Here is an 11,752-nt window from a genome sequence, read left to right as displayed (position 1 = left end):
ATGGGCGGCGCTTATTTCGGGGGCGGGGTAAGCGTCTGGACGCTTAGTTGCAAGCGATTATTAGTTTCATTCGCATCTTGGGGCGGCGGGCTTAGCCGTGCCGAGTTGCAGAAAGGCCGTACATCAGCGGGATGCGGGGCAGGTGCGCCGGCGGAGCCAGCCGCCCGCCGCCCAGGTCGCGCATGTCCGCGAACCCGGCCCAACCGTTGGCGTAGGGATATTCCTCGAGCCGCTCGATGGTCAGGCCGGCCTCGACCAGTGCGCTGACCACCTGGCCGACGCCCCAGTAGAATTCGAACGCCGGGTTCGGATTGCGAAAATCCTCGACGCCAGGGTGATAGGCGTCCAGCGCCAAGGTCTCGCCGGACTCGGCCACGTAGTCGCCGACGCCGTCCGGTTCGGGAATCGGCCCGTCGACGAAATAGTCGTGGCGCGGCGTCCACTGCGGATCGAACACCATGGCGAAGGGATGGAACTCGACCATCCCGAACCGTCCGCCTGGCGCCACCATGTCGGCGACGCCGCGCGCCCAGGCCTTGAGGTCCGACAGCCAGCAGATCGTGCCGTATGAGGTGAACACGCGCTCGAATGTTCGCCCGCTCGCCCGCGCCGTGTCGAACCAGTCCAACAGGTCGGAGCGTTCGAACGTCGCCGGAACGCCGCTGCTGACCGACAACTGTTGGGCGAAGGCGATCGCCTCGTCGGAGATGTCGACGCCCGTCACCTGCGCGCCCAGCCGCGCTAGGCTCAGGCTGTCCTGGCCGGAGTTGCACTGCAGGTGCAGCAGGCTTCGACCGGCGATGTCGCCCAGCATCTCCAGCTCTTCGGGATACAGCGTCGAGCCGCCGGCCCGGAAGAACGCCGCCTGGTCGCCCTTGTGGCTGTTGTGGGCGCGGGTGGCCTCGTTCCAGGAGAGCCGATTGGCTTCGTGCAGGTCGCGTCTCATGGGGGCCTATCTCCGCGGTCAGTCGAGAACCCATGGAGGCTGCGTTCAGCCGGTCCTCGCCGCCAGATAAGCGCTATAGCCGAGCGCCTGGTAAAGCCTCGTCGCGCCGTAGGCCTGCGCCTCAGCCCCCGTGAACATGCGCTCTCCGGGACTTGGGCTTCGGCTCGGACGGCAGCGCGCCCTGGGTCAGGTCGGCCAGGATCGGGCAGTCGGGCCGGTCGTCGCCGGCGCAGCAGTGGGAGAGGTGGCGCAGCGTCTGCGCCATGGCCTGCATCTCGGCGATACGCGCATCGAGGTCGGCCAGGTGCCGGTCGGCGATCGCCTTCACCTCCCGGCTCGGCCGGTCGCGGTCGCGCCACAACGACAGCAGCTGGGTGATCTCGGGCATCGAAAATCCCAGCGAGCGCGCCCGCCGTATGAAGCGCAGCTCGTTGATCTCGCGCTCGTCGTACTCGCGATAGTTGGAGTCCGTCCGCGCCGAGGGCCGCACCAGCCCGATCTCGTCGTAATAGCGGATCATCTTGGTGGTCACGCCGGACGCCTTGGAGGCCTGGCCGATGTTCATGCGGGTTCTCCTTGGAACGGCGGCCGGAAGGCCTTCAGCCGCAGGGCGTTGGTGAGGACGCTGACGCTGGACAGCGCCATGGCGCCGGCCGCCACCATGGGCGACAGCGACAGGCCGAAGCCGGGGTACAGGACCCCAGCGGCGACCGGGATCAGGATCACGTTGTAGCCGAACGCCCAGATCAGGTTCTGGCGGATGTTGCTCATCACCGCCCGGCTCAGCGACGCGGCGGTGGCCACCGCGCGCAGGTCGCTGCGCATCAGCACCACGTCGGCGCTCTCGATGGCGACGTCCGTGCCCGCGCCCATGGCGATCCCGACGTCGGCGGCGGCCAGGGCCGGGGCGTCGTTGACCCCGTCGCCGACGAAGGCGATGGGGCCGAACCGCGCGCGCAGCGCCTCGATCGCCGCCACCTTGCCGCCCGGCAGCACCTCGGCCTCGACTTCGTCCAGGCCCAGCTTGGCGGCCACGGCGCGGGCCGTGTGGGCGTTGTCGCCGGTGATCATGGCGACCTTCAGCCCCATGGCGTGCAGCGCGGCGAGGGCCTGGGGCGTCGTCGGCTTGATCGGGTCGGCCACCGCCAGCACCGCGGCCAGGCGCCCGTCGATGGCGACATAGAGCGGGCTCTTGGCCTCCGCGCCCAGCTGCCGGGCGGTCTGGGCGAAGACGTCGACGTCCAGTCCCAGCTTGGCCATGAAGCGGTCGGCGCCGACCTGGACCAGCCGCCCGCCGACGCGGGCCTGGGCGCCGAAGCCGGGCACCGCCTCGAAGTTCTCGGGCGAGGCTACGGCCAGGCCTCTGGCCTTGGCGGCTTCGACAACGGCCTCGGCGATCGGGTGCTCGGAGCGGCTTTCCACCGCCGCGGTCAGCGCCAGCGCCTCATCCTCCTCAAAGCCCGCCGTCGCCTGCAGGTCGGTGAGGGCGGGGCGGCCCAGGGTCAGGGTGCCGGTCTTGTCGAAGGCCACGACCTTGACGTCGCGCAGCGCCTGCAGCGCCTCGCCGCGCCGGAACAGCACGCCGAGCTCGGCCGCCTTGCCGGTGCCGACCATGATCGAGGTCGGGGTGGCCAGGCCCATGGCGCAGGGGCAGGCGATGATCAGCACCGCCACCGCGCTGACCAGGGCGAAGGCCAGGCCCGGTCCGAACGCCAGCCAGGCGGCGAAGGTGGCCAGGGCGGCGGCGATCACCGCCGGCACGAACCAGGAGGTCACCTTGTCGACGGTCGCCTGGATCGGCAGCTTCGAACCCTGGGCGGCTTCGACCATGCGCACGATCTGCGCCAGCATCGTCTCCGCGCCGACCTTGGTGGCGCGGAACTGGAAGGCGCCGGTCTTGTTGACCGTGCCGCCGACCACGGCGGCGCCGGGGTGCTTCTCGACGGGGATCGGCTCGCCGGTGATCATGGATTCATCGACGAAGGAGGCGCCCTCGACCACTTCGCCGTCCACGGCGATGCGCTCGCCGGGGCGGACCAGGACGACGTCGCCGGCGACCACCTCGGCGATCGGGACCTCGACGGCCTCGCCGCCGCGCAGCACGCGGGCGCTCTTGGCCTGCAGGGTCATCAGCCGCTTGATCGCTTCGCTGGTGCGGCCCTTGGCCTGGGCCTCGAACAGCCGGCCCAGCAGGATCAGCGTCACGATGACCGCGGCCGCCTCGTAATAGACGTGGTCGGCGCCGGCGGGCAGCAGGCCGGGCGCGAAGGTCGCCACTGTGGAATAGGCGAAGGCCGCGGTGGTCCCCAACACCACCAGCGAGTTCATGTCCGGAGTGCGGCGGATGAGGTTCGGCACGCCCTTCCGGAAGAACCGCAGGCCCGGTCCGAACAGCACGACGGCGGCCAGCACGAAGCTCGCCAGCCGCCAGGGCTGCTCGCCGATCGCGCCGGCCAACCAGTGGTGGGCGCCGGGAATGAAGTGCCGCCCCATCTCGACCAGGAACAGCGGCAGCGTGCCTGCCGCCGCGACCGCGACCGCGCGCTTCAGGCTAGTGATCTCGGCCTGGCGGGCCTGTCGCTCGCGGTCGGTCATGTCCAGGGCGGCGGCGGCGTCGACAGCCTCGGCGCTGTAGCCGGCCGCCTCGACCGCGGCGATCAGCTGCGCGGTCTCGGCGCCGCCGGCCAGGGCGCGGACCCGCGCCCGCTCGGTCGCCAGGTTCACCTGCGCGTCCAGCACGCCGGGCACGGCCTTCAGAGCCTTCTCGACCCGGCCGACGCAGGAGGCGCAGGTCATGCCGCCGATCTTCAGCTCGACGCTGCGGTCCAAGGGTTCATAGCCGGCCTTGCGGATGGCCTCGATCACCGCGGCGGTGTCGCCCTCGGCCGTCAGCTCCACATGAGCGCGCTCGGCGGCGAGATTGACGCTCGCGGCGGCGACTCCGGGCACGGCGGCGATCGCCCGCTCCACCCGGCCCACGCACGAGGCGCAGGTCATCCCGAGGACGGGGATTTCCAGTGGTTTGATCTGCGGCATGACGGGCTCCTACTCGATGCCCGCTGTCTATGAACGTTCCTATCATGGGAGGGTCAAGCGAGGTCTTTGCCGCTTGACCTTCCCACCGTGGGAACGCGCAGAACCGCTCCCGAAGATTGGTCAGGAGCGGTTCCGATGTTGAGTTTCCAGGTTGAAGGCATGTCCTGCGGCCACTGCGTGAAGTCAGTGACCGAGGCGGTCCAGGCGCTTGAACCGACGGCCAAGGTCGTGGTGGACCTCGCCGCCGGCCGCGTCACGGTCGATGGCAGCGACCGCCGCGAGGCCGTGGCCCAGGCGATCAAGGACGCCGGCTACGCCGTAGCAGCCTAGGCCCTAGTAGCGCGGGCTGCCGTCTTCCCAGTAGTAGCGGCGCGCGCCGGAGTCATAGAAGTAATACCGGCCTACGCGTTCGTCATAGTACTGGCGGCGATTGACGTTGTTGTGCCGTGGCGCCGTCGCCGCGCCCAGCGCCGCGCCCGCCGCGCCGCCGACCAGGGCGCCTGTCCAAGAGCTGTCGACAGCGCCGCCGATGGCCGCGCCCGCCAACCCGCCGGTCGCCGCGCGTTCCGTCACAGTGGTGCCGCAGCCGGCCAGAATGAGGACTGAGCCGATCGCGGCGGTCTTGAGTGTAAGTGTCATCGCGAACCTCTCTGGGTTACGCCCGTCCCGTTGAACGAACGGGCGCCGTATCAGGTGGTTCCCTAGTCCAGTTGGCTCCAGGCCTTGCCGGCGACCGCGGTGTCCTCGCCCAGCTTGAACAACCTGCGCATGCTTTCGGGCTGGAAATTCAGGCTGCCGCTCTCGGCGTCGCGCGGCACCTCGGCGATTTCGAAGTCCATGTTGTTGCGCTCGGCGAAGGCCCGGTTGGCGGCGATGTGCGCGCGCAGGTTGGTCTTCATCATGGTGTCGAAGGTACGGCCCAGTATGGTCGGCGCACGCCCGCGCACGACCGCGAAGCTGGGGTCGAGCTTGCCGTTCACCAGCACGAAGATGCGGCCCGGCGTGCTTGTCTGGCCCTCGGGCGCATCCCAGAAATAGAGCCCCTCGGGGATGGAGACGAACGGCGCGGTCACCCCGCCGTCCACGTGCATCTCGTCGATCTGGCGGCCGTCGGCGTCGCCGATCGGGATGATCACCGGCGGGAAGACCCCCGGGATGGCGGCGGACGCGACCAGCACCTCGCGGAACAGCTTCAGCGCCTCGGGGCCGCCACGCGTGGCGATCGCCCCCATGTCCCAGACCACGGTCTGCTGGCTGTCGAGATTGGTCGTGGCGATCAGCAGACGCCGGCCCTTGGCGTGCTCCTGGGCGATCTCGTGCAGCATCACCGAGGTGCAGTAGGTCTCGACCAGCGCGCGCAGATACTCAGGGCTGTACAGGCTCGACGAGAACAGCACGCCCAGGCCCTGTCCCTTCAGCACCTGGCTCGCCTTGCCGCCAGCATAGGCGTCCCGCAGCGTCTTGTCCCAGTGCGGGCCCAGGAACGCGAACGGGGCGATCAGCGCGCCGGTGCTGACCCCGGTGACCACCTCGAAGGTCGGCCGGGTCTTGGCCCGCGTCCAGCCGACCATCACGCCGGCGCCATAGGCCCCGTCCGCGCCGCCGCCGGAAATCGCCAGGATGTCGACCCGTCGGTCGCCGCTGCTCTCCAGCTGCCGGCGCGTGCGGTTGCTGAACGCCACCGCGGCGGCGCCGTCCGCGGCGTTGAAGCGGATGTCGGCGGCGGCCGGCGGCGTGGCGCGATAGGCCTCGTCGGCCGTGAAGTCCTCGCGCGAAAACGAGGCGCAGCCGGCCAAGGGCGCTGTGAACAGGGCCAGGAGCAACGCGGCCAGTACTGAACTACGCATCATCACGCCTTGCCGCACGCCCTGTGTGCGGCGTCAAGCGATCCGCGGCCTTGGAGACGTCCCTAGGGCAGCAGGATCGCCTGAGCGATCATTCCCAGGCCGACGATGCTGACCAACCAGACCAGCGAGCGAACCTGACGCACGCCCCAGGCATAGAGCGGCACATAGGCGACGCGCGCCCAGAAATAGATCTGCGCGCCAAGGGCGGTGATCTCGCTCTCCTTGCCGGCGACGTGCGCGATCAGCACGGCGCCGAGGAACAGCGGCAAGGTCTCGAACAGGTTGTCCTGGGCGCGCTTCAGGCGCAGCGCCTTGTCATTCAGCGGCGGCATCTCGCCGTCGCGCGGTCCGGTGTTCCACTTCAGCCCGTACTGGCTGGTCCTGGCGATATCGAAAAGCAGGATCTGCGCGAAGGCCAGGACCAGCGTCCAGGCCGCCATCATCAAACCGATCGTCATGCCGAATCTCCCCGTGGTTGGCGCCAGTGTGGGGCGCGCGCGTCGGTGGTGCGAGTCGCAAGCGCCGCCGCGGCGCCGGCGCCTATGGCGCTACGGGGGCAGGGCCTCTATGCACGGCGCTTCCGAGGAGACCTCCGTGACCGCAGAGACCACCGCTCACGCCATGAAGCAGAGCAACGGCATGGGCATCGCCCTGCGCGTCGCGGCGATGGCGTGCATGGCCGTGCTCGCGGCGCTGGTGAAGGCGTGCGCCGAACGCGGGGCGCCGGTGCTGGAGATCGTCTTCTTCCGCAACGCCTTCGCCTTCGTTCCGGTGCTGCTCTACGTCTCGCGCACGACCGGGTTCTCGGTGCTGAAGACCAAGCGGCTGGGCGGCCACGCCACCCGTGCGGCGGTCGGGTTGGTAGGCATGGTCTGCGGCTTCACCGCCGTCTCGATGCTGCCGCTCACCGAATCCACGGCGCTGTCCTTCGCCTCGCCCCTGTTCATGACCGCGCTCTCGGCGATCATCCTCAAGGAAGTGGTCGGCGTGCACCGCTGGGCGGCGGTGGCCATCGGGTTCGTCGGCGTGCTGATCATGGTGCGGCCCGATCCCGGCCACATGGCCACGCTCGGCACGCTGTTCGCGCTGCTGGGGGCCTTGGGCGCGGCCGGCGCGATGATCGCCATCCGCGAGATCGGGCGCACCGAGCCGGGGCCGACCATCGTCTTCTACTTCACCCTGGCGGGGATGCTGCTGGGTCTCTGCAGCCTGCCGTTCGGTGGCTGGACGATCCCTGACGTCACCACACTGGTCATGCTGATCAGCGCCGGCCTGGTCGGCGGAACCGGCCAACTGTTCCTGACCGAGGCCCTGCGCCGCGCGCCGGTCGCGGTGGTCGCGCCCTTCGACTACACCCAGCTGATCTGGGCGGGGATCATCGGCTATCTGGTCTGGGACGAGCTGCCGCGCGCCGCGACCATCGCCGGCGCTGTCGTGGTCGCCGGCAGCGGCGTCTACATCCTCTTCCGCGAGACACGCCGCCTGCGCCGCGCGAGCCCAGCCTCACATTGACAGACCCGCGTTACGGGAGGACTCTTCAAACGCGCCGGACCATCGCGGGTCGGGCCTCTTGAGCCCGCCAGCCTGATCGCCCGAGCGTAGGGAGGTCGACGATGTTCAGGGGCGTGATGCTGACGGGGATGACGCTGGCGGCGTTCGCGGCGGCGAGTGGCGCACAAGGGGCGATCAGCGTATTCGGCGGCGGCCTGGCGCAGGATTGCGCGGACGCCGCCATCCGGGGCGAAGACGATCCGCAATTCCAGGACGCGTGCACCCTGGCGCTCGAGACCGAACTGCTCAGCGAGCGCGACCGCGCCGGGACCTTCGTCAATCGCGGCGTGCTGAAACTGCGCCGGGCGGCCTATTCCGACGCCACCCGTGACTTCGACGCCGCCGTGAAGCTGCAACCGGCGCTGGGCGAAGCCTACGTCAACCGCGGCGCCGCCTCGATCGGACGCAAGCGCTACGCCGAGGGGCTCAGCGACATCAATCGCAGCATCGAGCTGGGCGTCAGCGAGCCGGCCAAGGCCTATTACAATCGGGCCCTCGCCCATGAAGGGCTCGACGACCCCAAGGCGGCCTATTTCGACTACCAGAAAGCGCTGGAGATCGACCCCGAATGGTCCGCTCCGCGCGAGCAGCTGACCCGTTTCACCGTTTCGCGTCGCTGATGCGGACCCTTGGCCAGGGTTGATGCGTTTGATGTTCATGCGACCGTTGCTCTTCGCTCTGGCAATCTTCGCCGCGTCGGCTTCCCCGGCGCCGGCCCAGGTCGCGCGCGATCCGGCGGCGCGTGATCTGGAGTTTCAGAACCAGCAGCTGCTGAACCAGCAACTGATCGAACGGCAGCGGTCCGTCGCTCAGGAGAACCAGCTCAACACCCTCGACGCGCGTGTGCAGAGCCAGGAACGCCTGCAGGGCCTGGAGGCCGCACGCCGCCCGACGCTCGCGCCGCTGCAGTCGGCGGTGCAGCCGCCGGCGCTCAACATGGGCAACTATGCGACGATCCCTGACGCCGCTCTGGCCGCGTCCAACGCCCGCGTTCGCGAAGCGTCGCAAAACAAGCGCTGACAGCGGCGCCGATCGGTCGCATCCTCTCGCCGGGCTGGTGCGTTGAGGCGTCTCTAGAGGGATCAGGACATGCGTTGGCAGGGCGGCCGTAGGGGCGGCAACATTGAGGACCGTCGCGGCATGAGCGCCGCGGGTGTCGGCGGCATCGGCCTGGGCGGTCTGGCGCTGGCGCTGATCGGCTACTTCGTTTTCGGCATCGACCCATCCACCACCATGTCGGTCGTGCAGGGCGGCGGTCAGGCCGAGCAGCAGGAGGGCGTGCGCGGCACGACCCAGGACCAGGGCGGCCAGTTCGTCGATGTGATCGAACAATCGACCACCGACGTGTGGACCCAGATCTTCGCCGCCGAGGGCCAGCGCTACCAGCGCCCGGCCTCCATCGTGATCTATGACCAGGCCACCGGAACCGGATGCGGCATGGGCCAGTCGGCCATGGGGCCGTTCTATTGCCCGGCCGACCGCAAGATCTATCTGGACCTGGCGTTCTGGAACGAACTGGAAAGCCGCTTCGGCGCCAAGGGCGAGGCGGCGCGCGCCTATGTGATCGCCCACGAGGTCGGCCATCACATCCAGAACCTGACTGGCGCGACCAACAATGTCGAACGCGGCTCGCGCGGTGCGGACTCTTCGGCCGTGCGGCTGGAACTGCAGGCCGACTGCTACGCCGGCGTCTGGGTTGCCCGTGCGCCGGCCGCGTCCGGCGGCCAGGTGGCGCTCGACCCCGCCGACATCGAGGACGGCATCCGCGCGGCGGCGGCCGTCGGCGACGACGCGATCCAGAAGCAGTCCCAGGGCCGCGTGATGCCCGACGCCTTCACCCATGGCTCCAGCGAGCAGCGCATGCGCTGGTTCCGCATCGGGGTCGAGAAGGGCGATCCAGCCGCCTGCGACACGTTCAAGGCCGCGCGTCTCTGACGCCGGTGGACGGCTCGCTGCTGCATCGCTTCGGTCCGGAAATCTGGCTGGCCCACGGGCGACAGACCGAGGTCATGGGGTTTCGCTATCCGACCCGGATGGCGGTGATCCGGTTGGCCGGCGGCGAGCTGCTGATCTGGTCGCCGGTCGGGCTCTCGGAAGCGCTGAGCGTCGCGTTGGCGGAGCTGGGCGAGGTTCGACATCTGGTCGCGCCCAATTCGCTGCACCACCTGTTCCTGGACGAGTGGCGGCAGGCCTATCCCCAGGCCAGGCTGCATGCCGCCCCCGGACTGGGACAGAAGCGCAACGACCTTGTGATCGACGCCGAACTTGGCGACGGCGCGCCGCTGGCATGGGCGGGCGACCTCGACCAGGTCGTCGTTCACGGCAACAGGATCACCACCGAGGTCGTCTTCTTCCATCGGCCCAGCGGGACCGTGCTGTTCACCGACCTGATCCAGCAGTTCCCGCCTGGCTGGTTCCGCGGCTGGCGCGCGGTCATCGCCCGGTTGGATCTGATGACCGCGCCAGAACCATCCGTGCCCAGGAAGTTCCGTGTCGCCTTCACCGATCGCGCGGCGGCCCGCGCTTCGATGGCGCGCATCCTGGAGTGGCCGGCGACCAAGGTCCTGATGGCCCACGGGGCGCCGGTGGAGCAGGATGGCCGGGGCTTCATCGCCCGGGCCTTCCGCTGGCTCTAGAGCGCGGGAACCGGCTCCAGCCCCAGGCACACCGCCACGCATCGCCGCGCGAGCACCTCGCTCGCGTCGATGAAGGGCAGCCGGCCTGAGCCGGCCTCGAACACCAGCGGGACTTCCGTGCAGCCGGCGATGATCGCCTCGGCCCCGCCGGCGGCGAGATCGGCGGTCAGCGCGGCCATTCCGCTGCGCACTTCGGCGCTGCGGTCGCCGCCCTTGATCTTGTAGAGCAGCGCCATGAAGTCCTCCTGGCGCTCGGGCTCCAGGGTGACCATGCCCATGCCCTGTGCGGCCAGGTACTCACGATAGAGCTTCAGCGCCTGGCGCGTGCCCAGCACCCCGGCCCGCCGCGCGCCGCTGTCGCGGGCGGCGGCCGAGGCCGTGCCGATCATGTCGATCAGCGGCAGCCCGCTCGCGCGGGTGATCACGTCGGCATAGGCGTGGGCGGTGTTGCAGGCGATGGCCAGCACGTCGGCGCCGGCCCCGTGCAGGGCGCCGGCCATTTCGGCCAGCACCGGGCCGGGCTTGTTCAGCGGATCGTTGCGGTCGGGCACCTGCGGGTTGATGTCGACCAGGGTGCGGATGTGGTCCTGGTCGCGCTCGGCCGGGGTCAGGGCCTGCAGCTTGGTCAGGAAGTCGAGGGTGGCGGCGGGGCCCATGCCGCCCAGCACGCCCAGGACCAGGCTCACGACAGCGATCCTTCGAGTTCGCCGTGATACCCGAACAGCCCCTGCGCGCCGCCCGTGTGCAGCAGCACCAGCGTCTCGTCCTTGAAGGTTCCCTTGCGAGCCAGGTCGATCAGGCCCTTGACCGCCTTGCCCGTATAGACCGGGTCGAACAGCAGCCCCTCGGTCCGCGCGGCCAGCTTCAGGGCGTCGATCACCGCCTCGTCGATCAGGCCGTAGCCGGCGCCGACGTAGTCGCAGTTGGCGACCGTCATCTCGCGGGTGATGCGCTCGCCATGGCCGAGCAGGGCGGCGGTCTCGACCGCCAGTTTGTGAACGTTGGCTTCCTGGACATCTCTCGGGGCGCGCACCCCGATCCCCAGCACCGGAATGTCGGCCCCAAGCAGGGCAAGGCCCGCGACCAGTCCGGCGTGCGTACCGGCGCTGCCGGTCGCCGTGACGATACGGTCTATGGTCAGGTTCTCGGCGTCCGCCTGGCGCACCAGCTCGAGGGCGCAGTCGACATAGCCCAGCGCGCCGATCGCGTTCGAGCCGCCGCCTGGAATAAGGTACGGCCTGCCGCCGCGCTCGCGCACCGCCTGCGCGGTCCTTTCGAGCTCGGCGTTCATGTCGGTCCCGCCTGGCACGTTTCTGATGGACGCGCCCAACAACCTGTCGAGAAGCACGTTGCCAGAGCCGTTGTAGTCGACCGCATTCGACCCGGTGCGCTCTTCCAGGATGATCTCGCAGGCCAGGCCGAACTTGGCCGCCGCCGCCGCCGTCTGGCGCACGTGGTTGGACTGCACCGCACCTTGGGTGACCAGCGTATCGGCGCCTTTCGCCAGAGCGTCTCCGACCAGGAATTCCAGCTTGCGGGTCTTGTTGCCGCCGCCGGCCAGGCCCGTGCAGTCGTCGCGCTTGATGTAGAGCTGCTTGATCCCCAGCTCGGCCGCGAGCCGCGGCGCGGCTTCCAGCGGGGTGGGAAGGTGCGCGAACCGCGCGCGCGGGAACTTGGCAAGCTGCATGGGGGTACTCCTTGGCCGCCTGCCTAGCACGCGGCCAAGGGCGCTCGCG

At 69.7% G+C, this 11,752-nt stretch carries 14 protein-coding genes; 6 read left to right on the top strand and 8 right to left on the bottom strand.

Annotation, left to right across the window (positions count from 1 at the left end):
- Positions 1–91: 91 nt before the first annotated feature.
- From ASC79_RS11800 to ASC79_RS11790, 3 genes are all read right to left on the bottom strand, one after another.
- Positions 92–946, bottom strand: coding sequence for a bifunctional 2-polyprenyl-6-hydroxyphenol methylase/3-demethylubiquinol 3-O-methyltransferase UbiG (locus ASC79_RS11800; protein ID WP_056016231.1), 855 nt, complete (start codon positions 944–946; stop codon positions 92–94).
- A gap of 121 nt (positions 947–1,067) precedes the next feature.
- A complete protein-coding gene (gene cueR, locus ASC79_RS11795) occupies positions 1,068–1,511 on the bottom strand; it encodes a Cu(I)-responsive transcriptional regulator (protein ID WP_056016226.1) in 444 nt (147 codons plus the stop codon).
- Entirely contained in the window at positions 1,508–3,982 is a 2,475-nt protein-coding gene (locus tag ASC79_RS11790; protein WP_056016223.1) for a heavy metal translocating P-type ATPase, read from the bottom strand. Before ASC79_RS11790 ends, cueR begins: the two co-directional genes overlap by 4 nt.
- Positions 3,983–4,117: 135 nt before the next feature.
- On the opposite strand from ASC79_RS11790, the gene ASC79_RS11785 reads away from it, so the two are divergent.
- A complete protein-coding gene (locus ASC79_RS11785; RefSeq protein WP_056016220.1) occupies positions 4,118–4,312 on the top strand; it encodes a heavy-metal-associated domain-containing protein in 195 nt (64 codons plus the stop codon).
- 3 nt (positions 4,313–4,315) lie between these two features.
- Here ASC79_RS11785 and ASC79_RS11780 read toward each other — a convergent pair whose 3' ends face one another.
- From ASC79_RS11780 to ASC79_RS11770, 3 genes are all read right to left on the bottom strand, one after another.
- Positions 4,316–4,621, bottom strand: coding sequence for a hypothetical protein (locus tag ASC79_RS11780; RefSeq protein ID WP_056016217.1), 306 nt, complete (start codon positions 4,619–4,621; stop codon positions 4,316–4,318).
- A 62-nt stretch (positions 4,622–4,683) separates the two neighbouring features.
- Positions 4,684–5,829, bottom strand: coding sequence for a patatin-like phospholipase family protein (locus ASC79_RS11775; RefSeq protein WP_162244289.1), 1,146 nt, complete (start codon positions 5,827–5,829; stop codon positions 4,684–4,686).
- A gap of 62 nt (positions 5,830–5,891) precedes the next feature.
- Positions 5,892–6,287: an MAPEG family protein gene (locus ASC79_RS11770; protein WP_056016211.1), complete on the bottom strand. Its 396-nt coding sequence runs from the start codon at positions 6,285–6,287 to the stop codon at positions 5,892–5,894.
- Between the two features lie 136 nt (positions 6,288–6,423).
- Between ASC79_RS11770 and ASC79_RS11765 the strand changes: the two genes are divergently transcribed.
- From ASC79_RS11765 to ASC79_RS11745, 5 genes are all read left to right on the top strand, one after another.
- Positions 6,424–7,341, top strand: coding sequence for a DMT family transporter (locus tag ASC79_RS11765; RefSeq protein ID WP_200937179.1), 918 nt, complete (start codon positions 6,424–6,426; stop codon positions 7,339–7,341).
- A 101-nt stretch (positions 7,342–7,442) separates the two neighbouring features.
- Entirely contained in the window at positions 7,443–8,000 is a 558-nt protein-coding gene (locus tag ASC79_RS11760) for a tetratricopeptide repeat protein (RefSeq protein WP_056016205.1), read from the top strand.
- Between the two features lie 31 nt (positions 8,001–8,031).
- Positions 8,032–8,400, top strand: coding sequence for a hypothetical protein (locus tag ASC79_RS11755; protein ID WP_056016202.1), 369 nt, complete (start codon positions 8,032–8,034; stop codon positions 8,398–8,400).
- A 69-nt stretch (positions 8,401–8,469) separates the two neighbouring features.
- A complete protein-coding gene (locus ASC79_RS11750; protein WP_056016200.1) occupies positions 8,470–9,315 on the top strand; it encodes a neutral zinc metallopeptidase in 846 nt (281 codons plus the stop codon).
- A gap of 5 nt (positions 9,316–9,320) precedes the next feature.
- Positions 9,321–10,016, top strand: a complete 696-nt coding sequence (locus tag ASC79_RS11745; protein ID WP_200937177.1) for a DUF4336 domain-containing protein — start codon at positions 9,321–9,323, stop codon at positions 10,014–10,016.
- On the opposite strand, the gene ASC79_RS11740 is transcribed toward ASC79_RS11745, so the two are convergent.
- Positions 10,013–10,702 carry an aspartate/glutamate racemase family protein gene (locus ASC79_RS11740; RefSeq protein ID WP_056016197.1) on the bottom strand — a complete coding sequence of 230 codons (690 nt, stop codon included), beginning with the start codon at positions 10,700–10,702 and terminating at the stop codon, positions 10,013–10,015. The genes ASC79_RS11745 and ASC79_RS11740 overlap by 4 nt on opposite strands.
- A complete protein-coding gene (locus tag ASC79_RS11735; protein ID WP_056016194.1) occupies positions 10,699–11,703 on the bottom strand; it encodes a D-cysteine desulfhydrase in 1,005 nt (334 codons plus the stop codon). Before ASC79_RS11735 ends, ASC79_RS11740 begins: the two co-directional genes overlap by 4 nt.
- Between the last annotated feature and the right edge of the window lie 49 nt (positions 11,704–11,752).

The sequence above is a fragment of the Phenylobacterium sp. Root1290 genome, from assembly GCF_001425305.1.
Classification (GTDB): domain Bacteria; phylum Pseudomonadota; class Alphaproteobacteria; order Caulobacterales; family Caulobacteraceae; genus Phenylobacterium.
This window is presented reverse-complemented; position numbering and strand designations above follow the sequence as displayed.

What these genes read in the sequence shown, in the direction of transcription:
- ASC79_RS11800 (WP_056016231.1), bottom strand. Translation starts at nt 946, where the DNA reads ATGAGACGCGACCTGCACGAAGCCAATCGGCTCTCCTGGAACGAGGCC.
- cueR (WP_056016226.1), bottom strand. Translation starts at nt 1,511, where the DNA reads ATGAACATCGGCCAGGCCTCCAAGGCGTCCGGCGTGACCACCAAGATG.
- ASC79_RS11790 (WP_056016223.1), bottom strand. Translation starts at nt 3,982, where the DNA reads ATGCCGCAGATCAAACCACTGGAAATCCCCGTCCTCGGGATGACCTGC.
- ASC79_RS11785 (WP_056016220.1), top strand. Translation starts at nt 4,118, where the DNA reads ATGTTGAGTTTCCAGGTTGAAGGCATGTCCTGCGGCCACTGCGTGAAG.
- ASC79_RS11780 (WP_056016217.1), bottom strand. Translation starts at nt 4,621, where the DNA reads ATGACACTTACACTCAAGACCGCCGCGATCGGCTCAGTCCTCATTCTG.
- ASC79_RS11775 (WP_162244289.1), bottom strand. Translation starts at nt 5,829, where the DNA reads ATGCGTAGTTCAGTACTGGCCGCGTTGCTCCTGGCCCTGTTCACAGCG.
- ASC79_RS11770 (WP_056016211.1), bottom strand. Translation starts at nt 6,287, where the DNA reads ATGACGATCGGTTTGATGATGGCGGCCTGGACGCTGGTCCTGGCCTTC.
- ASC79_RS11760 (WP_056016205.1), top strand. Translation starts at nt 7,443, where the DNA reads ATGTTCAGGGGCGTGATGCTGACGGGGATGACGCTGGCGGCGTTCGCG.
- ASC79_RS11755 (WP_056016202.1), top strand. Translation starts at nt 8,032, where the DNA reads ATGTTCATGCGACCGTTGCTCTTCGCTCTGGCAATCTTCGCCGCGTCG.
- ASC79_RS11750 (WP_056016200.1), top strand. Translation starts at nt 8,470, where the DNA reads ATGCGTTGGCAGGGCGGCCGTAGGGGCGGCAACATTGAGGACCGTCGC.
- ASC79_RS11735 (WP_056016194.1), bottom strand. Translation starts at nt 11,703, where the DNA reads ATGCAGCTTGCCAAGTTCCCGCGCGCGCGGTTCGCGCACCTTCCCACC.